The sequence below is a fragment of the Streptomyces xanthophaeus genome (assembly GCF_000725805.1).
Lineage (GTDB): Bacteria > Actinomycetota > Actinomycetes > Streptomycetales > Streptomycetaceae > Streptomyces > Streptomyces xanthophaeus.
The window spans coordinates 143,569-167,532 of the sequence record NZ_JOFT01000011.1 but is presented as its reverse complement, the minus strand read 5'-3'; the positions used below and the strand labels follow the sequence as shown (position 1 = coordinate 167,532).

The 23,964-nt window shown below is 70.2% G+C and carries 27 protein-coding genes and 2 pseudogenes; 11 read left to right on the top strand and 18 right to left on the bottom strand.

The genetic code is table 11. From position 1 onward, the window contains the following. Positions 1-27 precede the first annotated feature (27 nt). Positions 28-220 (top strand): annotated as a pseudogene (locus tag IO30_RS46710) (serine/threonine-protein kinase); the annotation flags it as partial. On the opposite strand, the gene IO30_RS42960 reads toward IO30_RS46710, so the two are convergent. Next, positions 165-575, bottom strand: a complete 411-nt coding sequence (locus IO30_RS42960) for a CPCC family cysteine-rich protein (RefSeq protein WP_078904565.1) — start codon at positions 573-575, stop codon at positions 165-167. The pseudogene IO30_RS46710 and the gene IO30_RS42960 sit on opposite strands and share 56 nt — an antisense overlap. Positions 576-736: 161 nt before the next feature. Here IO30_RS42960 and IO30_RS0104250 point away from each other — a divergent pair, with 161 nt between their 5' ends. Then, entirely contained in the window at positions 737-1,279 is a 543-nt protein-coding gene (locus IO30_RS0104250) for a hypothetical protein (protein ID WP_157853077.1), read from the top strand. A 166-nt stretch (positions 1,280-1,445) separates the two neighbouring features. Here the strand turns inward: IO30_RS0104250 and IO30_RS0104245 are convergent, their stop codons facing one another. Next, on the bottom strand, positions 1,446-2,294 hold the full coding sequence (locus IO30_RS0104245; protein ID WP_051901863.1) for a helix-turn-helix domain-containing protein: 849 nt from the start codon (positions 2,292-2,294) through the stop codon (positions 1,446-1,448). Next, positions 2,291-3,046: a helix-turn-helix domain-containing protein gene (locus IO30_RS0104240; protein ID WP_031139375.1), complete on the bottom strand. Its 756-nt coding sequence runs from the start codon at positions 3,044-3,046 to the stop codon at positions 2,291-2,293. The genes IO30_RS0104245 and IO30_RS0104240 overlap by 4 nt, the downstream gene beginning before the upstream one ends. Before the next feature lie 261 nt (positions 3,047-3,307). On the opposite strand from IO30_RS0104240, the gene IO30_RS41675 reads away from it, so the two are divergent. After that, entirely contained in the window at positions 3,308-3,691 is a 384-nt protein-coding gene (locus IO30_RS41675; RefSeq protein WP_051859331.1) for a peptidoglycan-binding domain-containing protein, read from the top strand. 181 nt (positions 3,692-3,872) lie between these two features. Here IO30_RS41675 and hemC read toward each other — a convergent pair whose 3' ends face one another. From hemC to IO30_RS0104215, 3 genes are all read right to left on the bottom strand, one after another. Beyond that, a complete protein-coding gene (gene hemC / locus IO30_RS0104225) occupies positions 3,873-4,811 on the bottom strand; it encodes a hydroxymethylbilane synthase (RefSeq protein WP_031139371.1) in 939 nt (312 codons plus the stop codon). A gap of 135 nt (positions 4,812-4,946) precedes the next feature. Continuing rightward, a complete protein-coding gene (locus tag IO30_RS41670; RefSeq protein WP_078904530.1) occupies positions 4,947-5,414 on the bottom strand; it encodes a hypothetical protein in 468 nt (155 codons plus the stop codon). Positions 5,415-5,486: 72 nt separating this feature from the next. Continuing rightward, complete coding sequence (locus tag IO30_RS0104215; RefSeq protein WP_031139367.1) at positions 5,487-5,831, bottom strand: hypothetical protein; 345 nt, start codon at positions 5,829-5,831, stop codon at positions 5,487-5,489. Positions 5,832-6,086: 255 nt separating this feature from the next. Between IO30_RS0104215 and IO30_RS0104210 the strand changes: the two genes are divergently transcribed. From IO30_RS0104210 to IO30_RS0104195, 4 genes are all read left to right on the top strand, one after another. Further along, complete coding sequence (locus tag IO30_RS0104210; RefSeq protein WP_031139365.1) at positions 6,087-6,296, top strand: hypothetical protein; 210 nt, start codon at positions 6,087-6,089, stop codon at positions 6,294-6,296. Between the two features lie 160 nt (positions 6,297-6,456). Next, entirely contained in the window at positions 6,457-7,083 is a 627-nt protein-coding gene (locus IO30_RS0104205) for a restriction endonuclease (protein WP_237403336.1), read from the top strand. Between the two features lie 207 nt (positions 7,084-7,290). Further along, positions 7,291-8,631 carry an outer membrane protein assembly factor BamB family protein gene (locus IO30_RS0104200; protein ID WP_031139361.1) on the top strand — a complete coding sequence of 447 codons (1,341 nt, stop codon included), beginning with the start codon at positions 7,291-7,293 and terminating at the stop codon, positions 8,629-8,631. A 162-nt stretch (positions 8,632-8,793) separates the two neighbouring features. Next, entirely contained in the window at positions 8,794-9,204 is a 411-nt protein-coding gene (locus tag IO30_RS0104195) for a RidA family protein (protein ID WP_037893085.1), read from the top strand. Between the two features lie 232 nt (positions 9,205-9,436). Here IO30_RS0104195 and IO30_RS0104190 read toward each other — a convergent pair whose 3' ends face one another. From IO30_RS0104190 to IO30_RS0104180, 3 genes are all read right to left on the bottom strand, one after another. Further along, positions 9,437-9,886, bottom strand: a complete 450-nt coding sequence (locus IO30_RS0104190; protein ID WP_031139358.1) for a hypothetical protein — start codon at positions 9,884-9,886, stop codon at positions 9,437-9,439. Between the two features lie 307 nt (positions 9,887-10,193). Beyond that, positions 10,194-11,459, bottom strand: a complete 1,266-nt coding sequence (locus IO30_RS0104185; protein ID WP_031139356.1) for an MFS transporter — start codon at positions 11,457-11,459, stop codon at positions 10,194-10,196. Further along, positions 11,456-11,995 carry an ArsR/SmtB family transcription factor gene (locus IO30_RS0104180; RefSeq protein ID WP_031139354.1) on the bottom strand — a complete coding sequence of 180 codons (540 nt, stop codon included), beginning with the start codon at positions 11,993-11,995 and terminating at the stop codon, positions 11,456-11,458. Before IO30_RS0104180 ends, IO30_RS0104185 begins: the two co-directional genes overlap by 4 nt. Positions 11,996-12,363: 368 nt before the next feature. On the opposite strand from IO30_RS0104180, the gene IO30_RS0104175 reads away from it, so the two are divergent. Continuing rightward, positions 12,364-12,750 carry a nuclear transport factor 2 family protein gene (locus tag IO30_RS0104175; RefSeq protein ID WP_031139352.1) on the top strand — a complete coding sequence of 129 codons (387 nt, stop codon included), beginning with the start codon at positions 12,364-12,366 and terminating at the stop codon, positions 12,748-12,750. Positions 12,751-12,970: 220 nt separating this feature from the next. Here the strand turns inward: IO30_RS0104175 and IO30_RS0104170 are convergent, their stop codons facing one another. Further along, complete coding sequence (locus IO30_RS0104170; RefSeq protein WP_031139350.1) at positions 12,971-13,672, bottom strand: 2-phosphosulfolactate phosphatase; 702 nt, start codon at positions 13,670-13,672, stop codon at positions 12,971-12,973. 116 nt (positions 13,673-13,788) lie between these two features. Beyond that, positions 13,789-14,850, bottom strand: a complete 1,062-nt coding sequence (locus IO30_RS0104165; RefSeq protein WP_031139348.1) for a hypothetical protein — start codon at positions 14,848-14,850, stop codon at positions 13,789-13,791. Between the two features lie 244 nt (positions 14,851-15,094). Here IO30_RS0104165 and IO30_RS0104160 point away from each other — a divergent pair, with 244 nt between their 5' ends. Continuing rightward, entirely contained in the window at positions 15,095-15,289 is a 195-nt protein-coding gene (locus IO30_RS0104160) for a DUF3040 domain-containing protein (protein WP_031139347.1), read from the top strand. 381 nt (positions 15,290-15,670) lie between these two features. Here the strand turns inward: IO30_RS0104160 and IO30_RS0104155 are convergent, their stop codons facing one another. From IO30_RS0104155 to IO30_RS0104125, 7 genes and pseudogenes are all read right to left on the bottom strand, one after another. Beyond that, entirely contained in the window at positions 15,671-15,943 is a 273-nt protein-coding gene (locus IO30_RS0104155; protein WP_031139346.1) for a hypothetical protein, read from the bottom strand. A gap of 38 nt (positions 15,944-15,981) precedes the next feature. Beyond that, positions 15,982-16,320 carry a hypothetical protein gene (locus IO30_RS0104150; RefSeq protein ID WP_051901862.1) on the bottom strand — a complete coding sequence of 113 codons (339 nt, stop codon included), beginning with the start codon at positions 16,318-16,320 and terminating at the stop codon, positions 15,982-15,984. A gap of 447 nt (positions 16,321-16,767) precedes the next feature. Further along, a complete protein-coding gene (locus IO30_RS0104145; RefSeq protein ID WP_157853075.1) occupies positions 16,768-17,706 on the bottom strand; it encodes a hypothetical protein in 939 nt (312 codons plus the stop codon). Further along, complete coding sequence (locus tag IO30_RS0104140) at positions 17,703-18,986, bottom strand: IS701 family transposase (protein ID WP_031139341.1); 1,284 nt, start codon at positions 18,984-18,986, stop codon at positions 17,703-17,705. Before IO30_RS0104140 ends, IO30_RS0104145 begins: the two co-directional genes overlap by 4 nt. Before the next feature lie 185 nt (positions 18,987-19,171). Then, positions 19,172-19,972, bottom strand: coding sequence for an SMI1/KNR4 family protein (locus tag IO30_RS0104135; RefSeq protein WP_031139339.1), 801 nt, complete (start codon positions 19,970-19,972; stop codon positions 19,172-19,174). A gap of 511 nt (positions 19,973-20,483) precedes the next feature. Further along, positions 20,484-20,711, bottom strand: a pseudogene (locus tag IO30_RS0104130) (helix-turn-helix transcriptional regulator); the annotation flags it as partial. Between the two features lie 138 nt (positions 20,712-20,849). Beyond that, complete coding sequence (locus IO30_RS0104125; protein WP_031139336.1) at positions 20,850-22,133, bottom strand: cation:proton antiporter; 1,284 nt, start codon at positions 22,131-22,133, stop codon at positions 20,850-20,852. Between the two features lie 468 nt (positions 22,134-22,601). Here IO30_RS0104125 and IO30_RS0104120 point away from each other — a divergent pair, with 468 nt between their 5' ends. Next, positions 22,602-23,477 (top strand): glycosyltransferase family 2 protein, encoded by an 876-nt coding sequence (locus tag IO30_RS0104120; RefSeq protein ID WP_031139334.1) that lies wholly within the window; start codon positions 22,602-22,604, stop codon positions 23,475-23,477. A 66-nt stretch (positions 23,478-23,543) separates the two neighbouring features. Further along, the gene (locus IO30_RS44315) at positions 23,544-23,924 is read left to right on the top strand and encodes a VOC family protein (RefSeq protein WP_031139333.1); all 381 of its coding nucleotides are present in this window, start codon (positions 23,544-23,546) and stop codon (positions 23,922-23,924) included. Positions 23,925-23,964: the final 40 nt, after the last annotated feature.

Sequence of the window (23,964 nt, the reverse complement as noted above, 5' to 3'; positions counted from 1 at the left end):
AGCGAAGGAGAATTGACGAGCGGGTCCGTGACGGGCGGCGTCTTCCAGGACTTGGAGGCGGACGATCCGCCGGTGATCGCCGGGTAACAGGATCGCCGCCAGGCTTGGTTCGGGCGGGATGGGCAAGGTGTACCTGTCCCACACCCGGAGGCCGAGCCTCGCGATCAAGGTGATCCGGCCCGAGTTCGCCGAGGATCCCGAATTCCGTCGACGATTCCGTCACGGGTGGTGGAGGGAGTGTGGGAGCCGGTGCTCCGGCTCCGAGAGGCGCGGTGACTGAGGCAGGCCTCCAACCAGCGGCCTCGACCACCGTTCGCCAGCGACCTCGGGTCCGTCGCCCTGGCGGTCTCGACGTACTGCGCATAGCGGGCGCGCGCCTCGGTGAGGCTTTCCGATCCGTTGGGGCCGCCCCATACTTCATCGGCGTTCAGGTCGTCCTGCCCGTCGTCCTCCCAGCTGCATTCGTGGCAGATCTCGAACCCGCCCCGGGCCTCCAGGGTCGGGAGCTTGCAGCAGGGGCAGGCGTACGGGCCCGCGCCCTCCGGGCACGCCGCGCGCAACTCTCCGGGTGTCATCACGCCAGGAGTGTCGCAGCTCCCGCGGCTGCGGTCACCGGCATTACAGGCGGCCGGTCTCGGGAACCGTTTCCCGAGATCCTGCGTGACCTCTTGATGTGCAGTCGGCTGGTGAAGGGGAGCGAATGAGGATGCGGGCGCAGACGCGGACGATGATGAGCGTGGCGGTATCGGCATGCGTGGCGCTGATGGCGTGCGCGTGCGGTCCGGAGAAACCGAAGGCGGACGCGGACCCGAAGCCCTCGCAGCCGCCCGCGTCCACCCAGGCAGCGGAGCCGTCGGCCACGCCGTCCGCGACCGCAGGGACCGAGCAGCCCTCGCCCGCCCCGACCGGCAAGCTGCCCGCGCCCAAGACGAAGGAGCGCGCGATCCAGCGGTACGAGCAGTACCTTCACGGCCTCGGACAGGAGGACATCAACACCGTCTGCGAGGTGGCCGGGCCCGGCGCGAAGAAGGCCGAGGAGATGGGATTCGGCCCCTGCACGTCCACGTACGTCGTCGTGTTCCAGATGATTTCACCCGCGCAGAAGAAGGCCCTGCAGACCGCGACGGTCGATCCGCAGCGCGTCGTCGTGCGTTCGCCCGACAAGGTCGAGATGCCGCTCGAATCGGTCAGGTCGTCCGCCACCTTCTCCGAGAGCGACCTCGGCAGCTACACCCTGGAGTACCTCGGGAACGACTACTACATCACTGACGGGAAGTGACACGTAGTACGAGCCTCTGGAGGCCGCAGGCCTCGAAGAACTGGCCCCGGCCTGTCCGCGGACGCCGTCACCCACTCGCCCGCCGCCACGACAGCTCAGCCCAGCAGCCAGGACCGCCACCCCGGCCGACGGACAACCCCGATACCGGGGCCGGGGCCTGGCTGGTTCAGCCGAAGCAGATCCGGTCCGCGCCGGCCGGGTTCCCCGGCGTGATGCACGAGCGGGTGCCCGCGGTCCCCTGAGGTACGGGGACCATGGGGGTCGCCACGTACTTGCCGAGGTCCACGTGGCTCACCCACAGCTCCTGCGGCTCCGGGACGCCGGGGACGAACACCTCGACGCGGTCCCCGGGCTGGAGGCCCGAGGCCCGTACCCACACCGCCTGGCACAACTCCCCGTACCGCAGCTCCAGCTGCCGGGTCCCGGGCCCTGTGTCGGTGCGCAGGCTGGTGACCATGCCCGCGCCCCCGCACCCCATGCGCACCGGGTCCTTGCCCGCGCAACTCGTGGCTGCGCAGCCGGGGTTGCGTATTGGCGCCTCCTTGGTCCCGGCGCCTTCGGCGTGCCGCGGCCCGGACCCCTGGGGCAGGAGCAGGCCCGCGGTGACCATGAGGACGACGATGCCGCCCAGGACGGAGGCGGCCAGGACCACCCGCCGTCGGCGGCGTGTTCCTGGGCCGGGTACGGGTAAGGGGGCGGGGGTGCGTTCGGCAATGGGCGGTCCCGCAACCGGTCCCGCAACAGGTCCGGCGGGGGAGGCGGGCACGGCCCGGCCGCTCCAGGCGTTGTCCGCGAGCTCCCAGAGCGCGAGCAGCCTGCCGGGGTGCTCGTCCGCGACGGCGCACAGGACCTCGACCGCCTGCCGGGGCGGCGGCTGCTTGCCGTTGAGGTAGCGCTCCCAGGAGGACTTGCTGTACGGGGTGCGCCGGCCGAGGTCCACGAGGCTGAGGCCCGTCCGGCGGCGGAGCCCGCTCAGTTCGGCGGCCAGGTGCCGGCACTCCGCCGGCAGGGTCACCGGCGCAGCTCCGCCCAGGTCTTCGGGCCGACGATGCCGTCCGCGACCAGGCCGCGCGCCGCCTGGAACCGGGTCGCGGCCTCCTTGGTGTCCTGGCCGTAGAGCCCGTCGGTGCTCTTCGTACCGAAGCCGTGCTCGCGCAGCAGGCACTGGACCTCGACGACGTCGAAGCCCGTGCTGTTGGTGTCGAGGAGGATCTCGCGGTTGGTGCTGTGCCCGGCCCGCAGTTCGCCGTTCTCCCGGCCGAAGTCGCAGTCGTACGCCACTCCGCGCCGGTAGCCGGACTTGCCGGTGTCACCGGCGCCCGGCCCGTCGTCGGCCCAGGCGCCGCCGGTGAGCAGCCCCGCGCCGAAGGCCAGGACCACGGCCGCCGCGATCCCGGCGAGGAAGGTGCGCAGCGGGACGGTGCGCGGGGCCGCCGGCTCGGGTACGGGCTCCGGGCGTGCACCCGTACCGCCGCCGGCCGCTGGGGCCGGGGCGGGGGCCTGCTGTCGTGCCTGGGCGGCGACGTCGTGCAGCACCACCAGACGCGTCGGGTCCACCCCGCAGACCTGGGCCAGTTCCTCGACGGCCTCGCGGGGCACGGGCTGCTTCCCGTTGAGGTACCGCTCCCACGACGAGCGGCTGTAGCCGGTCTTCCCGGCGAGGGCGGCCAGGCTCAGGCCGCTGTGGTCCTTCAGCCGGCGCAACTCGGCGACGAGCCGGCGCTCCCGGCTGTCGAGCCCGGCAGGCAGTTCCTTCCAACGCGCCACTGGCTTTCCCCCTCAGTCGAGGGTCAGCATCGGGCCGCCACCTGCGCGATGCCAGTGCCGTGCACGCTTTGGCGGGATCCCACCTCGTCCCGGCGTCCCACGAAAGCATCCCGGCGCGGGGCGTCCCAGCAGGTCAGGGCGTGGGACGTCCCACGCTGACCCCGGTCTCCGGGCTCGCTGGACACCGTCGATGTTGGCGCACGAGAGTCGCTGCGAACACCGGGCCGGATGCCCGGTCGTCGACAACGGAGGAAGAGCAGCATGAACCTTCGCAAGCAGATCATCGTGACCGTGGCCGCGGCCGTCCTCGGCAGCGGACTCGCCCTCGGGGGCGCCGCCAACGCCGCCGGACCGGCGGCCGCGGCCCCCGCGGAACAGCGCGTCGCCCACAGCTGCAACTACTACGGCGGCACCGCACTCACCAAGACGGGCCAGACCGGCTCGGAGGCGGTGAAGCGCATCAAGCAGGTGCAGTGCCTCATCAACCAGAACACGAGCTACCCGACGTGGCTGGCGGAGGACGGCCAGTTCGGCCAGGCCACCTACAACGCCGTGCGCAGCGTGCAGAGCCACGCCGGCATCTCGGTCGACGGCGAGGTCGGCAGCAACACCTGGAGCAAGCTGCGCGCCGGCGTGTGGTGGTAGGGCGCAGCTGAGGTGTCGTACGACGTGTTGACGTCGACCATCTGACCCTTTGGTCACCGCAGGCGGGCGCTGGACGGTTGCCGCAGCCGTTCAGCGCCCGCAACCGACCTCCTTGGCCCGGCCTTTTGGGGAAGGCCGACCGTCACTGCCGGTGGCTCGACGCGTCCTCAGGCGCGGCTGCTCAGGGCCTCCTGGTCTGCGCGAGGATGCGCGCGGCGCCCTCGGCGAGGAGGTCGGCGGCGACGCAGGCGCCCAGCTTCTCCGGAGCGTCCACCGGCCCGGTGCCCGTCGTGGTGACCTGTGCGGTTCCGTCCAGTGAGGTGACGGCCGCCGACAGGTGCAGGAGGCCTTCCGGGGTGATCTGCGCCCACGCCCCCACGGGGACGGAGCATCCGCCGTGCAGTTCGGCGAGGAGGGCTCGTTCCGCACGGGCGCAGGCGTCCACGTGTGCGTCTCCGGTGGCTGCGAGGAGGTGCGCGGCCAGGGAGCCGGTGCGTACCTGGATACCGAGAGCGCCTTGCCCCGGGGAGGGGAGGAACTGGTGGGGGTCCAGGATCTCGTGGACCTCGGGCATCAGGCCCAGCCTGTTGAGTCCGGCGGCGGCCAGGAGGACGGCGTGGATGCCGCCCCGGCCGGCGTGCTTGATCCGGCCCGGGACGTTGCCCCTGATCGGGACGACGTTCAGGTCCGGGCGGAGCGCGAGGAGCTGGGCGATACGCCGCGGGGCGCCGGTGCCGACGACCGCACCCTTCGGCAGACCGGCCAGGGTGGCGCCGCACAGCACGTCACGGACGTCTCCGCGAGGTCCTGGGGAGGGCAGCAGCATCGTGCCCTCGGCCACGGTCGTCGGCAGGTCCTTCAAGGAGTGCACGATGACGTCGGCCTCGCCCTCGACCAGGGCGCGCTCCTGATCGCTGGAGAAGGCGCTCCCGCCGGTGGTCGCGGCGACCTCTGCGAGCGTCGCGGTCTGACGGTCCCGGTCCCCGCCCTCAGTGATCAGCACCCTCTTGAACCGCACGTCGGGGAAACGGGCGCGTAGCGGGTCCAGCCATTCCGCCGCCTGCTTCTTCGCGAGCGCGCTCGCGCGGGACCCGACGATGACCAGCGTCTCATCGCCCATTCGAGTCAACCCCTCGGCTGTGTAAGGATGTTGACGCGAAAGTCTACTTGCACCACAAGCGTGCAGTTTCCGACAGAACGTCACCAAAGGAGCCGCCTCCGCGCCTGGCCGACGGCCCGCCGGACGCCGGTGGGTCTACAGGGCCCACCAGCAGTACAGCCGCCGGTCGGAAGCCCGAGCGCGTCGAGCCAGCCCGGCGAGGCCTGCCAAGACCTCGGCCGTGGCCTCGACCCCGATCCCGATCTGCCGGAGTTCGTCGGTCATCGACCACGGCTCGGCACAGCGGACGAGGTCGTCGGGCGATGCCGAGGCGAGGGCGTCGATCAGCGTGTCCGTCAGGGTGACCACAAACGGCGGGCCGTCCTCAGGCTCGGACAGCAGCTGGCCGGACCGCGGGCTCCCGGTGGCCTCCTCATGGCTGCAGCCGGTCATGACGGCTTCGAGCTGGGCGATCGCGACGACCGGGTCGATGTCCTTGAGGAAGACCACGTCGAGTTCCGCCTGCCCCGGTCCTCCAGGAGTCCGCAGGACCCCGACGGCAGCCTGATCGTCAGGGGCAGAGAAGTAATCGCACAGCGGCATGCCGACGATTCTGGCATCCACGGCTGACAGTCCTGCCTCGCCAGGGGGCGAAGCCCTGAGAGCGTCGACGGCGACACTCCTGGACATGCGGGCTCAGCCACCGCCCTGGAAGGCCCACAGCACGAGAGCCACCGTGCACAGCACGAAGGTCGCCACGTGTGCGTAGACCAGGGCCGCAAGAACGCCGGACGCACCCAGGACCATTCCGCGGGTCTTTGTGCCCGGGCTGGTGGGCGGCCGCCAGGAGGCTGCCACGAGGGCCAGTGGAACGACGTACGGCAGAGCCAGCCACGGCGTGCCGTGAATGAGCGGGGAGGACCGGTATCCCCAGACACCGCCCAGCACCGCCGCCACGGTGAACAGGGCCGGGGCCAGCCACCACTGCGGGGCCGGGCGCCGCTGCGCGGCCGGAGGTACGAGGGGAGGTGTCGCGTTCATGGACCCATTGCACCGCCCGGTGCGCGCGAGCGCATGGGTACACCTACTCAAACGGCCTGGTCCGCCTACCTACGCACCGCCGTGCGCCGTCAAGGGGTCGGTCGACGGCGGGACGACGGTGGAGGCCCCGATTCGGCCAGCACGCCGTATTGCCGCCATTTCCTGACATTCCAGCCACACCGCCGCTGGCCTCCGGCTACACAGGAAGCCGGGGGCTGCCGTCGGCTGCCCCGGTTCCGGCGGGAGGTTCGGCGTTTGCTGACGATCAACGTGGCAGTACTGCTGGTGATCATCGTTGTCCTGCGGCTGCGGCGGCGCACCCAGGCCCGGAGCCGGTTCGACGAGAAGATGACCGTGCTCATCGTCCTGGCCCTGGGCATCATGCTGGCCCCGACCGATGGCGGCCAGGGCATCGTCGGCTTCCTCGGCCAGCTCGTCAGCGGCGTCTCCCAGGCGGGTCAGTGATCGCGACCGGCGCCCTTCGCGCATCCCCCGGGCGGCATACGGCCGACTCCGTTCCAGGGAGCGGCCGGTGAGTGGGCCTCGCCGTCCCGCCAGGCGCTCCGTCCGGCGACCCCGGCGTCCCCAGCGACCCCGACGGCGGAAGAACCAGCACACGGAGCAGGTGCTCCTCGCCGCGTTCGCGGCCACGGTCGTGCTCAGCCTGGTGACCGCCGCACTGCGGTGGCTGGCCGGGCACCCCTGGGTCGTGGCCCTCGCCGTTCTGGCAGCGGCCGGCGCGGGCGGGGCCTGGATGTGGCGACGCCGGGAGGCAGCGCGGTGGGAACAGGTCCGCGCGCAGGGCCTGCGCTACGCGGTGGAGCAGCTGGACCGTCTGCACCACACGCAGTTCGAGTTCGCGGTGCGCGACCTCATGCACCGGGACGGATGCGCGGACGCACAGCAGGTCGGCGGCCGCGGTGACAACGGCGCCGACGTGAAGGCGACCGACCCGTACGGACGGCTGTGGGTGATCCAGTGCAAGCACCGCAAGGCCGGCTCGTCAGGCAAGCCGGTCGGTACCCCCGACCTCCACGTCCTCAACGGCACCGGCCGCCAGATCCACCACGGTGACGTACTGGTCATGCTGACCAACGGCCGGATCACCAGCAACGCCGTTGACTTCGCCAGGTCCCAGCACCTCCACCTGGTGGACCGCCGGATCCTCGCCGAGTGGGCCGGCGGTTCCCGACCGCTGTGGGAACTGCTGCGCGCGGTACCTCCGCCCCGGCGCCCTTCCTCCCTGTCCTGAGGGGGCGGACGCCGGGGTGTGCGGGTGTCCGGGGTGCCTGCTGCCCTCGCTCCGCATCCACGCCGGTACCGGCCACCGCATCAGTGGTCGGCCTGCGGGTGCTGGCGGGTGGGCAGGGACGGGTCATGATCACAGTAAGGTGGCCCGTTGGGCGTGATCATGCAAGAGGGAAGACGGGCAAGGAAGTTGAATCGCATACGAACGACGGTGGCACTCGGTCTGGTGCTGTCCGCGGGTCTCATCACCGGGTGCTCCGGAGGGACGGACCCCGATGCCAAGACCAATGGCGGGGAGAAGACGGGGAAGGCCGCGGAGTCCGCTCCCGCAGCGCCGAAGGGCCCGGCCTACCAGGGCAAGCCGGTGCCCGGCCTGGCCGCGCAGCCCGCCTGGAGCCTGACGGACGATGAGGCGAGGCGCTGCGCGAGCAAGGCGTCCGAGAAGGAATCGTCGCGGCTCGACGTCTGCACGGTCGGGGACGCCGTCATCCTCACCGGCGAGCACGACGGGCCGTCAGGCACGAGCACCTTCACCGCACGGCTCCTCGACGCCAAGAGCGGCGAGCTGCGCAAGCAGTTCGACTTCGCCATCCCCGCGAACACCGGCACGTCCTCCCCGACGGTGGCCCTCGCGCAGGTGGGCGAGTGGCGGGACGGTTCGCCGGCCCTGCTGGTCCGCAACCGCGTCGACACACCGGCGGACGGCCTGAAGAAGGCCTCGACCCAGACCGTGCTGACCATGTACGCACCGTCCGGCGAGAAGCTGGGGAGCTCGTCCTTCGACGGGGACGCCCACATGTCCACGCCGCTCCGGAACGGCTACCTCATGGACACCAGCAGTTCCGGCAGCACCAAGCTCATCCCGATCGGTGACGGGGAGACCTTGACCACCGCGGCCTCGCACATCGATCTCAAGGGGGCGGTCGGCTCCGGCCTCGGCTACTCCTCGCAGAAGGACATCTCCTACCAGCCCTACGCTTGGTGGCTGACCGCCACGGACATCCGTACGGGCAAGAAGGCGTGGAACACCAAGGACCTCACGCCGCCGGCCGCCATCGCCAAGCTGGTCACCCCGACCAACGCGACCAGTGCGCGGCTGATGCCGTACCAGGGCGACAAGGCCCTCCTCGAATGGTCCTCGTACGGCAAATCCGAAGCGGTCATGACGCTGATCGACGTCAAGACCGGCCGCCAGCTCGCCGAGGGGCCGGCCATCGACACCAACGGCGCCATCGACGACGACGGCCTCGCCGTCTCCCCGGACGGCAAGACCGCCGTGGTGCAGTACGGCAAGGGCGCGGTCGCCTGGAACACGGAGACCGGCAAGGAGCTGTGGCGCCAGGCCCCGGACGAGGTGGACATCAAGCCGCGCGCCCTCCCGGGCAACGGCGTCCTCTACGCGTACCTGGAGGGCACCGGAGCTGCGCTCGACGCCCGCGACAAGAAGCTGCTGGCCTCCGGGATCGAGGAGATGCCGCAGTTCACGACGAACGGGTACGCCGCCGTCCGCGGCGCCGGGGGCCTCTTCGTCTTCGCGGTCCAGCCCATCTGACGGACGCCCCCGCCCCGTGCTCCGGCGCCGCCGGCGGGGGCGGGGGCAGACGTCGAACTCGGCTCACGGCGGCTTGTTCTCCAACCTCAGGTTGCTGCGGAGTGCTTGCCGGTGGGGAAAATGCGGTGCGTGCCCGCCACCACGCTAGGCAGACTCGCGGACATGACTGAGAAGATCACCCGCATCAACCCCGAGCAGCTGCATGAGACGCCCGGCTACCACCACATCACGGTGGTAGAGGCAGGGCGTACGGCCTACCTGGCGGGACAGTGCCCGCTTGATCGGAACGGTGACCTCGTCGGTGCCGGTTCCCTCGAGACGCAGGTCGACCAGGTGGTCGCGAACGCGCTCACTGCCCTGGCCGCGGTGAGTGCCCAGCCGCAACACGTGGTGCGGTCGGTGATCTACGTGCGGAGCGACGAGAGGGACCTGCTCGGAGCCGCATGGCGTCGGCTCACCGAGTCCGCCCTGGGGCCGGCGTTCACCACCGCCAGCACGCTCTTGGGCGTTGCCCAGCTGGGCTTTGCCGGACAGCTCGTCGAGGTGGATCTCACCGTGGCGCTGCCTGACTGACTTCGAACGGCGTATCGAACCGGATTGCCCGGCTGGGCATTCGCCGGTACGACCGGACGGCCGCGCACCCGAGGGACGGGGCCGGACGCGCCCCCGCCCCGGCAGAACTCGGCGAGTCTGCCGGGGCGAGCCGGACTACAGCGGTTCCCGTGCGGTCGTCGGGTCGTAGTTCCAGCCCCCCCCCCGACAGCCGCACGACGGTACAGAACGTCGCGGTCAGGAGGAGCTCAGGTCAGCGGACCTCGGTGACCCGGTGCTCCTTGCGCGCGCCACAGTTGGAGTTGTACACCTGCACGTGCACGTTGCTGATGCCACCGCCCCAGTCGACGCAGTGGCCCTTGCCGTACACGTAGGCCGGGCCCGCGTACGACGTGTACCGGCCGTAGTCCTCGCCCCGCTCCCAGGTTTCGGGGACTTCGATCCAGAGGGCCATGTCCACGGCCGCACCCGGGTTGTTGCGGATGGTCGCGACGCAGTTCTTGCCGTTCGAGGCGTTGTACGTCAGGTAGACGGTGCCCAGCGTGCCGATGGCGGCCGAGTTCACGGTCTTGTAGGCGCTTCCGCACACCTTCTGCGGAGTGGTGTTGGGCGCGGCGGTCGCGGGCGCCGCCAGCGCGGTCGTGGCCCCCAGGGCCAGGGCGGCGAGTGCGGTGGTGGTGACGACGGGACGGGTGAATTTCATGTTTCCCCCTGGTGGTCATTGGAGTTGGTCGCTCCTGCATGCTGTGACATGCAGGACGGCGGAACGGTTGCGCATCGTCAGCAAAAGTTGTGACCGTGCCGCTTTACCACCCCGCCGGCCGGCCGTCGGCTACGCCCGCCACGCTTGGTGGAGCTGCTGCTCACGGGTCCGATCCTCCACCGTGTGATGCGGGCTGCCGAAGCCGTCGTGCGTCTCTCTGACCGAGGGGACGTCGATTCGGCTGGAGGCCGAGCAGCTGTCGACGGACCGGGCAGCCCCAGACCACCGCCGGCGACGACGCGGAGCCCTACTTGACACCCTCCTGAACGGGATCCAGGGATTCCGGGGCGGCCGCACGCAGCGCCGCCTCGACCTGGCGGTTGCTGGTCATGGTCGCGGTGACGGCGGTCATGGTGAGGAGGAGGCCGGCGGCGGCGTACAACGGGGTCCGTACGTCGAAGGTGGTGGCCAGCCAGCCGCCGAGGAAGGCGCCGAACGGGGCGGCGCACATGGCGAGCATGCGGGAGGTGGAGGTGACCCGGCCCATGAGGTCGGCGGGGACGATCGCCTGTCGCAGCGAGGGGGCGAGCACCATCGTGGCGCCCATGCCCGCTCCGCAGACGGCGAGTGCGAGCCCGGCCACGTACGGGTTCGGGGCGGCGGCAAGGCCCAGGATGGCTAGCCCCTCGACTGCGGCCGTGCAGGTCAGCGCGGTGCCGGTGCCGAGTTTCCGGCCGAGGAAGGAGGCGATGCCCGCGCCGAGCAGTCCGCCGGTGGCCTCCGCCGTGAGGAGCAGGCCGAAGCCGAAGGTGCCGATGCCGAGACGGTCGTGCGCGAAGAGGGCGAGTACGGTCTCCACGGCGATGAAGGCGATGTTCCCGACCGCCGGACGCAGCGCGAGCCCGAGCAGCAACCGGTCCCGGAAGACGTACGAGGCCCCGGCCCGCGCCTGCCGCAGCAGCGACTCACGGGCCTGCGGTACGGGCCGGGGTACGGCAGGCAGCGACCGTACGAGCACCGCGGAGAGCGCGAACGACACCGCGTCGGCGAGCAGCGGAACCGCCCGCCCGAGCGCGAGCAGGGCGCTGCCCGCAGGCGGCCCCGCGAAGCCGGACGCGGCGGTCTGGGCGCCGCGCAGGCGGGAGTTGGCGCGCTCCAGGAGCGCGGGGTCGCGGCCGAGCAGGTCCGGCAGATAGGCCGTGGCGGCCGTGTCGAAGAAGAGCCCGCCGAGGGCGAGGAGGAAGGCGACGGCCGCGAGGAGCGGAATGCTCAGCACGTCGAGCGCGGCCGCGGCGGCGGGTATCGCGAGCAGTACGGCACGCGCCGCGTCCGTGACCCACATCGTGCGCCTGCGGTCCCAGCGGTCGACCAGCGCGCCGCCGAGCACCCCGAAGAGCAGCCACGGCAGCGTTCCGGCGGCCGTGACGACGGCGAGAGCCATCGGGTCCCGCGTCAGCGTCAGTGCGAGCAGCGGGAGCGCGGCATGCGACACCCCGTCACCGAGCGAGGACACCGTCTGCGCAGTCCACAGCCGTCCGAACCCGGTCGGCAGCTTCCGAAGGTCTGAGGTCATTTCGACTCCCCTTCGGCCTGCTGGCGCGCGGCCGGGTGGAACAGGGCGAAGACGAGTGAAGCGTCCGGCAGCGAAGGATCGGACAGCTCCCGGTACTCGACCGCCAGAGCCTCCAGCCGCGCCCCCAGCTCCGCGAACTGCTGCTCGGTGAGCCGCAGATGCACCATCCCTACGTGCCGCTCGCCATCCGCCGGCGCTGCTTCCAGGTCCGCCACCGCATGCCGCATCAGCACGTCCGGCCCTCCCTCGCCCGGATCCGGCAGCTCGATCGACCGCGCGGCCATGGCGTAGTACCGCTCGGTGACCCCCCGGACCTTCCGCGTCCGCACCACCTTCACCAGGCCGGCCCGCTCCAGCAGCCGTACGTGGTAGCTGGAACTCCCCTTCGCGAGGCCCACCCGCTCGGCGATCTGCGTGATCGTCGCGGGCTCGAAGCGGAGCACGGCCATGATCCGGTGGCGCGTGAGATTGGAAACGGCGCGGAGTTGCTCGTCCGTGGTGACGCGGAACGTCTCGGGAAGCTCATCGGTAGGCATGTCCCCAATGGTCAACACTTCTTGACCATTGGGCAAGGGATTTATGTTCCGGCTTCCGGAATCAACCCTCCTAGTTACGAGGAGCCGCGCTTCACCGGCCTCGGGAACGTCGGTACAGACGGCCTGGCTGCGAAAGCGGGTCGAGACGATGCTCGGTTGCTACAGCTCTGCCGCCTCCACCCCGGCCGTCGGCCCTCTGCGTCCGCTGCGTGATCCAGAGGCGCCAAAACTCGACGACGATGAGGACGGCACCGGCCATGAGGTCGTCCCGTAGGCGGCGAACGGTCCACCCGACCGTTGACCGAGCTGTGCTCCGTGGGTGCCAACTCGGTTGCGAAGGGCCTGGTCATCTACGCGAGGATGTCTTCATGAGCCGAGGGACAGATGGGGTACGCGAAGCAATCGCCGGCGAACTGAGCCTGATGGACCCGGGCGTGCGTACCTCGCCTTCAGGTGCCCGGCAGTTGCTGGATCCCGGCTTCGTGGAGGTCGGCGCATCGGGACGGCGGTGGACGTACGAAGAGATGCTTGCCGACCTGCCAGAGATGCAAGGCGCAGCTGAAAGCGGTCCGCGCCATGAGGCCTCGAACTTCTCCGGTGTGGTGCTGGCGCCCGGGCTCGTGCACCTCACTTACGAGACCACGTTCGACGGGAGCCGGGCACTGCGAAGCTCGCTCTGGCGCAAGCAGAGTTCAAGTGGGACATGGCGGCTGTACTACCACCAGGCCACTCCTATCCCGCTCGACGACGTATGACCGCGAGTCGCGCGCAGCTGCCCGTCAAGGTCCACTGCTGGTCCTGCGCTGAGTCGAGCAGGGGCCGCACCCACGTCCGCTCAGCCGTTACGGATCGCGACCGGCCCCACGAACCACTCGTGAAGCCGCTACATACGAGCATGCGAGCTCACCGGTCCCGAGGCCGGGGGAGGGCCGCGGTCGAGCAGCGGGCGCCGAGGTGGACCGCCCCCCCCCGCGGTCAGGCCGGGTTCTCGTCGGTCAGCGCAGGCATTGCGTGCGGACGCAGGACCATGAGCGGGCCTTCCGAAGTCGCCACCATGGCGAAGGGGAAGCGGTCGATCTCGAGACACAGCGCGACGTCATCGGGATGGACTCCTTGGCGCACCCCCTGCGCCAGTTCCGAGGCGGCGCGCGACTCGGCGGCGCGGCGGAGGAACTCAGCAGGATCCGTGTCCGCCTCGGTGACCCTCCGGGCGATGTACTGAGCACACGCCAGATCCTCGTCGGCCTGCCCGCCCTCGCCGGTGACCACGAAGGTGATGCTGCCGCTCCTGCGCGTCCGCAGCAGTCGAGCCGTTGCCTCCGCCACCACGAAGCCGGCGCACAGCACCAACGGCGCATCCTTGACCGCCAGGGCGCCGACCGTCCCCGCCGTGGTCTTCTGCACGACGGTCCGTCCACCGAGGTCCATGGACCGCAGCAGACCTGGCGAGTTGACGGTGTCGAAACCAGGCGCGGCCGGACCGTCCTTCAGCGCCACCCAATCCGGATGGCGGGCCTTGAGCGCCAGGGCCTCGTCCAGCGACCCGGCAAGAACGATCTTCTCCGCGCCCTGGCCGAAGGCCCAGGCGGCCACGGTGAAAGCACGCATGACGTCGACCACGACCGCCACGGACGGGACTTCGGCCAGGTCGTCGATACCAAGGAAACGGGCGTCCATCGGTTCATGATCGCGCATGCCCGACCCGAGGCGCCCGGAGAGTAGTGCGCATCACATCGCCGGCCCGCGGTGTCGGCCCCGGACCAGCCGAGTGGCGGCCGCGGGGAGGCCGCTCCTCACCCCCTCAGGTGCTTCCGCCGGAAGGTGATCCCCTGCATGCACGCCTTCAGGGCAGAGTTGCCAAGGACCTCGTCCGCCATGTGGTGACGTTTGGCCTCGTACTTGGGCGGCGCGCCCAAGGGGGCCTCCTTGCGTGGGATCGCCCTCAGGATGTCCTTCGCACGGGGGCCATCCGACATCGACTCCAGCAATTGCGCGGCGGCGACGACAGACGCGGGCAGACGGGGCTCCCGGATCAGACCGAAGCTGCGCAGCGCGTTGCAGGAGTCCTCGTACGAGTCACGCTTCAGGCGGAAGTACCCTTCGCGCTTGTCCGCGTAGAGGTAGACCCCCCACTTCCTGTGCTTGTCGGGGAATTCCTGGCTCAGCAGCTGCAGGACGAGCCAGGTGGCGACCTCGGCCGGGGTGAGAACCTGCACCCAGCCCTGGAGGAAGAAGTCGACGGGGATCGAGAACGTCCGGGTGACGCGGGGGTGCGGCAGGACGTAACGGTCCGGTGTGAGCGTCCCGCCGCTGCCGCCCTCCGGCATCAGTGAGAAGGCCGCGTAGTCCCGAGCGCCGTTCTTCTTGCGCGGCACGTGAACGAGGGCCTGCCCGCCGCCTCCGACGCCCTCCAGCGTGCGCAGGGCCCCTTGCACTTGGCGCACTCGACAGGACTGCCCGTCCCGGTACTGCAGGACTTCATCGTGCAGGTAGCCCTTCTGGCTGCTGTACGCGGCGTCGACCGCCACGAAGTCGGACCAGCCCAGGCGACCGGTGAGCTCCCGCCCGGACGACGTCCACGCCTCGCCGGGCTCAAGGCGGCAGTGTGCCTCGAAAACAGCGAGCAGGTAGAACCGCAGCGCGATGCCGCGCGGGTTCAGCAGCTGTGTGAGAGGCGGCGCCGGATCTTCCGGCCGCGAGTGCAACAGCGGAAGCCGCAGATGGACGCGGTCGGGGCGCCTTCCGTTCTCCCAGACCCTCTGCAGCGCCCTGTTCACCGGTTCGAACTGCCCGGTGTCCTGCAGCTGCTGCAGACGCCGGTAGCGACGGTCCACAGCCGTCAGCCCCTTGGGCATGAATCCCCCCGACCACGAGTTCGGCCTCAACGCTTTGATCCGCACAGTATGAAAGAGCTATAAGACTCTAGCGCGGATCAAAGCGTTGCCTGTGGCCACTGATGGACCCTCAGACGTTCCTCAGACTTGGTACTGCGTCCCGCAGAAGAAGGGGTGCAACGGCCGGCCGTTCGCACCGAACGCGAACGGCCCCATGGGAAACCCGGGGCCGTCTCAGTCCAAGCAAGCAGTGACCAGGAGCGCAGTGGAAACCAACCCCGACGACAACACCACCGTGAACACCACCGCGAGCCGGCCGGAACCCCTGCCCCAGCGATGGGCCATCATCCTCATCGCCGGTTTCGTGGCCGGCGCCGCCGTCTTCACCCTCGGCGGCATGCTGGCCGCCCTCGGGGCCGCCGGGGCCACGGTGATGGCCCTGCACCAGCTCATGGCGTGAACGGGATCGGGTGGGAGTTCCCCACGCGCACGCACCCCCACCCGATCCGGGGCATCGGCGATCGAGTCACCGGACCCGACGGCCCGGGCAGGCGCCCAATCCGCCGTCTGCCCCGCCTCAAAGGGGGCCGCACCGCCACAACGCCAGGACAAGACGCCGCGGCAGAGCCCCGCCGCCCGCAGGCGGCGCCCCGCAGGCACGCGCCGAAGTACCTCGGCGAGGACCTGCCGGCCCGAGCCGGAAGAGGTGCCGCTGATGCCTTCATGCCGTCGCGAGGCGTGAGAAGAAATCATTGCTCGCGGCGTCGATGCAGCGGTCGACCGTCTTGCTGCGCTGCGCCCCGTGACGCTCCCTTGCACCGTTCCCGTGGGCGACAGGTTCTCAGGTGATGTTGAAACCTCTCCGCGCGTCCCAGATGTCCGCTGCCACGATATAGACGACGTTCCGGGCCGGAATCACGATGTACTGAACACTGGCGGAATCACACCAGCTGGACCGCGTGAGGTCGTCGTTCGTGTACGCGAGGTGGGTGTCGGGGCCGTACGGATCCCTGGTGACCCTGCTGACGAGACTCAGCAGTGAGCGGCGGTCTTCGGGCGGGAGGTAGTCCCGGAACCTGCCGACCTGCTCGGTGTACACGGCGCTGAATTTCATGATGGTCGGAGCGTAAGTCCGCGCGTGCGAGTAGGCCATCAAATTCTGGTCGCCGGAGGGCGGAGGAGGAGCTGGTCGCTCCCAAGGCGGCGTGTGTCGGGCTTACGGATGGTCAGGTCCTCGTCGTGCTTACAGCAGTTGTGGCGGAAGTGGATTTCCATCTGCTGGTCATCGGCATCGGCACCCCGGACGTGCTGGATTTCCAGGTCCTTCACGCACCGCTTGCTGGAGAAGTCGTAGTGGTCGCGGGCAGCGGCGAAGCCCCGGGCTCCGGCCGGCAGATCGTCAGCCGGCGAGGGCAGGTGCTCCAGGTATCGACGAGGGTCCAAGACGCCGGACAGGTCGCCGATCTGCCCGTTCAGGTTGATGTACTCCATTGCCCTCGTTCCCCCTCGTGGACCTGTCGGCCGCAATGGAGCACGAGAGCAGCCCGGCCCCTCGGCCGGCCACGCACACCCTGATGTGGAAGCCCGGCGGGGCCTGGGGGCGTGGCAGTCCCAGCGGGTGGGGTCGGGGACGTGGGCGGTGCGTCGGAGCAGGGTTCGGCCGTGGCCGTTCGGGCCCGGGAGGAAGGCGACTTGCGTGAACGGCAGGCGCGGACCGAGGCCGACTGCCCTGGCGTAGGCCTCCTTCAGCGCGGACTACGTGGCGTACGACTTCGCCGAGTACGACGGAAACAGGAGCCGGGAGCAGGTGGCGAGGGAGGCGGCCCGGCCGGCTCGCCCCGTCGTCGCGGACATCACCCGGAGAGGCTCTGACGCGTCGGCCCGTCGTGCTCTGAGGCGCGGGCCGGCCCGGGTTGCCTGAAGTGGAGAAGTCTGCGCCTACAGGCCCGCACGGGCGAGGAGGGCTTCCGCCTGTTCTCGCGTGAGACTGGGCGGAGCCGGTGCAGGCGGCGGGCACGCGTGGGTGTTCCGCTGGAAGGAGAGGAACCAGTCGGTCAGGGGGTCGTCCGTCGCCAGGGTGGCCACGAGGCTCTCACGCACAGCCGGGGGAGTGTCCGCGCGGGCCGCGATCGCGTTGCGGACGAAGGGGTCCGGGTCCTGTGCCAGTACGTCCCGCAGCTCGGCTGACAGGTCCGGATGGGCGGCAACGGCCTTGCGAACACAGGAATCCGGATCCGCGGCCAGCTCCGGCGACGGGCCGGTGTGCCGGACGGTGGCGGCACGGGTGTGCGGATCGGCCAGGAGCACGGGCAGCAGGTCCGCCGGCGGGGTGTACGTCGAGGCGGCAGCGTTGCGGACGTTCGGATCGGGATCCGTCAGCAGAGCCCGGCGTACCGCCTCCGGGGTGTCCCGCCGGTGCTGGACGACCCACTGCCGCACATTCGCGTCCGGATCTCCGGCCAGGACGGTGAGGAGCTCGGGCGGCAGGTGATCGTTCATCGCGAGGAACATGCGCACCAGGGAGTCCTGGTCTTCCGCCAGCCGGGCCAGAAGTCCGGGCGGTGCGTCGGTGAGCGATGCTGCGACCGCGCCTCGGACGGACGATTCCGGGTGTTCCGCCAGGCGGAGCCTGACCTCGCTGGGCAGGGAGGAGTTGGCGGCGAGACTGCGTGCGGAGCCGAGTCCGATGATCTCCTCGATCGACTCCGTGGTCAGGTCCCTGCGGTGGAGTGCCGTCGCGCGGCGGGCCTGAGGATGCCGCAGCAACCGCCGTAAGAGGTCGGCGGGGAGCTCCTCCTGGACAGCAAGAGCGCTCAGTTCATAGTCCGGATTCATGAAGCGCAGGCTAATACTCCAGCTGTAGATCGTGATCTTCATGTCTGGCATGCGGCTTGTCGCTGGTAATGGCTGGTGCGGGATCGCTGCTGATGGCGGCGTCGCCAGTCGGACCAGCCGAGTCGGTGGGCGACATCGTGGAGGGGCTGGAAGACGAGCGTGATGAACAGGCGCTGGATCTCGTTACAGGACAACGGGACCAGCCCGTTTGGAGCGGAGTTGCGGGCGTGTTCGTCGGCGCGGACGACGGCCAGGAAGGCGTGAGCGAGCATCGCGAGGGTGACCCAGCGGGTCCAGGAGGGGTAGCGGCGGACTTGGTGCTCATCGAGTCCGGCCAGCCCTTTCTCGGTTTGGAAGGTCTCTTCCACACGCCATCTGGATCCGGCTACCCGCACGAGCTCGGTCAGCGGCGCCGGCTGGGGTGAGAGGCAGCGGTAGTAGGCGAGTTCGCCGGTGGTGCGGTTGCGGCGGATCAGGAGCTGGCGGCTGCCCGGCGCCGCCTCGGTGAGATCGATGACGGCCCAGTCGTAGAACCGCTGTCCTTTCGCACCGCGTCCAGCCGAGAGTTTCTGCCAGGCGCGCTTCGGCACCTTCTTCACCAGGGCGTCGGCGCGGAATGTGCCCGCACTGGTGGCCACTTCGGCCGAACAGGCCACCGCGAGGACATAACCGATGCCGCGTTCCTCCAGAGCCGTGCGCAGTTTCGGGTTGCTGCCGTAGACCTCGTCACCGGTGACCCAGCCCACGTGATGTCCGGCGTCCAGGAAGCGTCCGATCATCGTGCGGGCCAGTTCCGGCTTGGTCGCGAAAACGGTGTCGCCGCCGAGCCCCGCTGCCCGGCAGCGGTCCGGGGCGCTTGTCCAAGAGCGCGGGATATGCAGCTCCCGGTCCACCGCCGCGTGTCCCCGCTCGCCGGCGTAGACGAGGTAGACGGCGACCTGGGAGTTCTCGACCCGCCCGGCCGTTCCGGTGTACTGGCGCTGGACCCCGACCGTGTGAGTGCCCTTCTTCACGTCGCCGGTCTCGTCGACGACCAGCACTGCCGCCTCGTCGTGTAGGTGCTCGATGACGTATTCGCGGACGGCGTCGGCATCCCAGGAGGCCCGGCACAGCAGATGTTGCATGCCGTGCGGGCTGGCCTCCCCGGCCCACTCCGCGATCGTCCAGCAGTTTTTGCGCGGCAGGTCCGACAGCAGTCCGAGCACCAGCCGCCCGACCCGGCGCCGGGACTCAACACGAGCGAAACGGCCCGCGATGCGGCTTATCAGGCCCTCGAATGCTTCCTGCCAGCGGGCGGGGTCCACGCCGTGACTTACGGCCACCACCTGATCTTCTGTCTTCACGCAACGATGATCAACGGTGGCCGTACCCGTTCCCGCAGCGACCCCGCCAGCAAGATCATGATTGGGCGAGTCTGCCGTGGCAGGTGAGTGCTTCCGCCCTGTTCCCCGAAGGCACCGCCAACCGCGCTGTGGATGCCGTTGACAGCAGGGCTCGGTCAGTCGCTTTACCCGTAGTTCATGAACCAGTGAGTATCGAAAAAGCCGGCCATCGTGAACGGGTGATGCGGATCGATGAGGATGTGGCAGACGAACTCAGCGGCTTGGCAGTCGAAGGCGATGTCCTCACCGTCGAAGGACCGGACCACGACAGGCCAACGGTCGGGGTCACCGCCGTCGGCCCTCCAGCAATACAGGTTCTCGTGCTCCGTGCCTGCCCAGATGAGCAGGCCGTCCTCCCTGAGATCCGTCCACGGCTCCTGGTTCAGGTCCAGGAATCCGTCAAAGGCGCCCTTGCCGAACGTCTGGACCATGTGCTTGTAGTCGCTCGGCAGCGCGGTGCCCAGGCGGGACTCCATTTCCGCCCAGTCCATGTCCGGCCGCTGGTCGGACTGTGTCCAGCCGGTGATCAGTCTGAGCCGCTCCATCCAGTCGATGTCCTCGTCCTCGTCCTCGTCCGGAGCGACCCCCAAGGGTTTGGGCACCTCTCTGGGAGCGATTACCAGCACCGACCGCGCGGTCCCCTCGGCGTCCCGTGCCGTCCCCGTGCCAACCCACTGATCCCCGTACGCCCACGCCCGTAGCATCACGGCTCGGTCCTCGAAGGGGATGATGAGAGCCGCCCCCCTGGAATCGTCGACCGTCGGATCGGTGAAGCCATCGAGGATGAGGGTGCGCGGGGCGCCATACCTGCCTTCGAGTAGGTCGGTCAGGTCCTGCAGGTCCAGATCGCCGGGCAGGTACATGTAGCTGTTCCCGGGGCCGAGTCGGGCCAGTAGATCGTTGACGTCCGCTTGCGTGAGCTCCATGGCGGACAGTGAAGCGCACCGCACTGACAAAAGCCTTCGAATGTTTCCTGCCAGCGGGCGGGGTCCACGCCGTGACTTACGGCCACCACCTGGTCTTCTGTCTTCACGCAACGATGATCAACGCTGCCGTACGCGGCCCCGCCAGCAAGATCACGATCTACAGCTGGATTACTAAGCCGTTCCGGCAGCCTGTAGGGCCCGTTCCCGAAGCGAGGTCACGCCCGGGACGTCCGCCGCCGCGAGCCGGCCGCCCTCTCCATCGGCCGACTGGATTCGGTACGACGAGTGCGGGGACCTGGAGGCCGACACCTCGCACTGGATCCGAGCCTGACAACTGCCACTGGAGAAGGCGGACCTGTCGCTGCCCAGCTGTGCGAGGGCGTGTGCATGGGAGTCCCGGACAACTGCATTCCGTTCGGGACGTCCGCCAGGGAACGGCGGGCCGAGCCCCGGCGAGGCAGAGCCCGACGGCGGCCGGCTGAAGGGGCCTCCGGCAGCAGGTCCGGCGAGCTCAGTGTGCCGGCGCTGCGCTGCGGTGTTCCCGGGGGCTGACTCCGTACACCCGTCCGAACGCCGAGCTGAGGGCGAAGCCGTTGCCGTAGCCGACCTGACGGGCCACGACGTTCAGCGTGGCGTCGGACTTCCGCAGCAGGTCCGCGGCCAGGGCCGGGCGCCACTCCGTCAGGTAGGTCATCGGCGGCGTGCCGACTGTGCGGCGGAAGCACTCGGCCAGCGTGGCGTCGTTCGCAGGCTTTGCCGGGGCCTGGCCCTCCTCGGCCGCTCCGAGGCACGCTCCGACGCCCGCTCCGAGGCAGGATCCACCGCCCCCGGACTCCGCGAGCGCGTCCCGTCATGGGCTCGGCAGGGCTGGGGGCCTTCAGCGCGGAGTGTCGTCCTGGGCGAGTGCGTTCTCCCGCAGGTTCGGGTTGACGCCCAACGTCCGGCTGAACCAGGCGCCGTAGCGGTTGCCCAGGAAGGGAGCGGTTGCTCCGTGGAGGAGGATGCTCAGGCCGACGGTCACGGCGATGACCTCGCTCAGCAGGGTTCCTCCGGGCAGGTGCTCTTCGAAGGCGAGCAGGCCGAACACCAGGGAGGCGAGTCCGCGCGGACCGAACCAGCCGATGTAGGCCACGGACGCCGGGCGCAGACCGGTGCCGGCCAGTGCGAGGGCGACCGGCAGCATCCTGATGACGGTCAGGCTGACCAGCGCGTAGACGACCGGCCGCCACGACAGGTGCTGGAGCACCGGTCCCAGGATGACCGCTCCGAAGACGAGGAAGCTCAGCGAGGCGAGCAGCAGGCCGAGGCGTTCTGTGAACCTCGTGCTCTGCCCGGGGTCCAGGTTCCGCGGAAGGAGGTCCGGCCCGGTGATCGTGCGGCGCATGCGGATGCCGAAGGCCAGGCCTGCGACCCAGGCTCCGATGAAGCCGCTGCCCTCGGCTGCGGTGCACACCACGTATGCGATGACGGGAACGACCAACGTCAGGAACTGCTGCCATTCGGGGCTGCTCCACCCCCGGGAGTGTGACCAGCGCAGCAGGCTCGCGACGGTCCATCCGGCCGCGATGCCGATGGCACTGCTGAGCAGCAGCGCACGCAGGAAGGTCTCCGCAATGCCTGGATGGCCATGGCCCTCGGCCACAGCCGCCAGCGCGAGAACGAAGAACGGAAGGGCCAGACCGTCGTTCAGGCCGGACTCCACGGACAGGCCGCCGCGGACCAGGGCCGGCACCCGTTTGTTGGAGACCGCCTGCTGGCCGAGCGCGGCGTCCGTCGGCGCCAGGATGACGGCGACCAGGGCCAGCTCCCACACACTCAGGCCGGGCAGCAGGGGCCAGGCCGCCAGCCATCCCAGAGCCATCGTGAGCGGCAGGCCCACCGCGAGCAGCCGCAGCGGCAGGAACTCCTCCCGGCGCAGGTCCCCGGCCCTGATCCCGGCCGCGTCCGCGAACAGCACGAGCACCAGCGCGGCCTCCAGCAACGCCCGCGTGACCTCCAGGTCCCCCGCCGGGTCCAACAGGTCAAGGCCCAGGGGGCCGATCGCCAGCCCGCACAGCATGAACACCAAGGGCCCCGAGACCACCGTGCTCGACAAGCGCCGCGAGAGCGCCCCGTAACTGACGACCACACCCCCGGCGACCACGACGGCCCAGGCATTCATTCGCGCTCCTCACGGCGGGGCATCCGGTGCCGGGGCAGCCGCACCACGTCCGGCGTGCCAGGTGTCCCGGGTACGCCTTCTCACCGCATGCAGCGGTCCCCGCATCCGAACCTAAGGCGCTGGCCACCCTGCCGCGGGAGCCGTGCCCCGAACGGGCTCCGGCTTGCCCCGGTCGGTCCAAGGAACGGCCGCGGCCCCGGCCGGCCCCGAACCGCGGGACGCGCAAGCCGCCGGCCACGGCTCGCTTCTCCCCCCCCCCTCCCCTACACCGCAGTCCGTCTCCCTCGTCCTGACCTGCCCGCAGCCGCTGTGCCGTGTCGTGCCGTGCCGTCGCAAGGCGGCCCGGCCGGGAGTGGTGGGGGGTGTGACCCTCGCGCGAGCTGGGCATGAAGCCACACCGGTTCGGGCTCGGCGGCGGGCGGCGATAGGGTCGACATTCATCCGGGCGCTGGAAGGAAGTGGTGGAGGGTGTCCCGACCGCGGGTGGGCGTGGCCGTGCTGACGATGGGTGACCGCATGCCCGAGCTACGGGCCCTGCTGGACTCCGTCGCCCAGCAGGACGAGCCCGCCGCCCGGATCGTCGTGGTCGGCAACGGCTGCGCGCTGCCCGGACTGCCGGACGGCGTGGTCGGGGTGGAGCTCACGGAGAACCTCGGCGTCTCGGGCGGCCGCAACGTCGCCTGGCGGCGGCTGCGCGAGTTCGGGGACGTAGACGTACTCGTGGACCTGGACGACGACGGGCTCCTCGTGGCCACCGACGTCGTCAGCCGGATCGCCGACCTCTACGAGGCCGCCCCGACCCTGGGCATCGTCAGCTTCCGCATCGCCGACGAGACGGGCGAGACCCAGCGCCGCCACATCCCGCGGCTACGGGCCAAGGACCCGATGCGGCGCGGCTACGTCACGGCCTTCCTCGGAGGCGGCCATGCGTTGTCCATGCCCATGCTGGAGCGGACCGGCGGCTGGCCGGACGCCTTCTTCTTCACCCACGAGGAGACCGACCTCGCCTGGCGGGCGCTCGACGACGGGTGGGACATCCTCTACGAACCGCAGCTGGTGCTCCAGCACCCGAAGACCTCCCCGGCCCGGCACGCGGTCTACTACCGGATGACCGCCCGCAACCGCGTCTGGCTCGCGAAGCGGCACCTGCCCGCACCCCTGGTCCCCGTCTACCTCGGGGTCTGGACCGTGCTGACCGTGGCCCGTACCCGGTCGGCAGCCGGACTGCGCGCCTGGTCGGCCGGGTTCGCCGAAGGCATCCGCACCAGTGGCGGCCCCCGGCACCCGATGCGCTGGCGCACGGTGGTGCGCATGGCACGGCTGGGCCGGCCCCCGGTGATCTAGGGCGGGCACGTACCGAGCGCGCCGGCCAGTTGGCTTCGGGAGCGGCGGTCAGCGAGGGTGGGGCGCATGGTTTCGGTATTGCAGAACGTGGCGATCGACTGTGCGGATGCTTACGAGCTGGCCCGGTTCTGGAGCAGTGTGACGGGCCGTCCGCTGGATCCGGATGCCGGCCCGGGCGACCGGGAGACGCAGGTGGTGCTGGCGGAGGGCCCAGCGCTGTACTTCAACCAGGTGCCCGAGGCCAAGACGGTCAAGAACCGGATCCACCTGTGCCTGCGCCCCGAGACCTCGCGCGATCAGGAGGTGGACCGGCTGCTGGGCCTCGGTGCCACCTTCGTCGGCGATCACCGGAACCCGGATGGCTCGGGCTGGGCGGTCCTTGCTGACCCCGAAGGCAACGAATTCTGCGTTCTGCGCAGTGAGTCCGACCGAGCCGAGACGACCTAGCGGGCCGCCGCGCCGTCGGCGGCGGTCGCCCTCGGCTGCC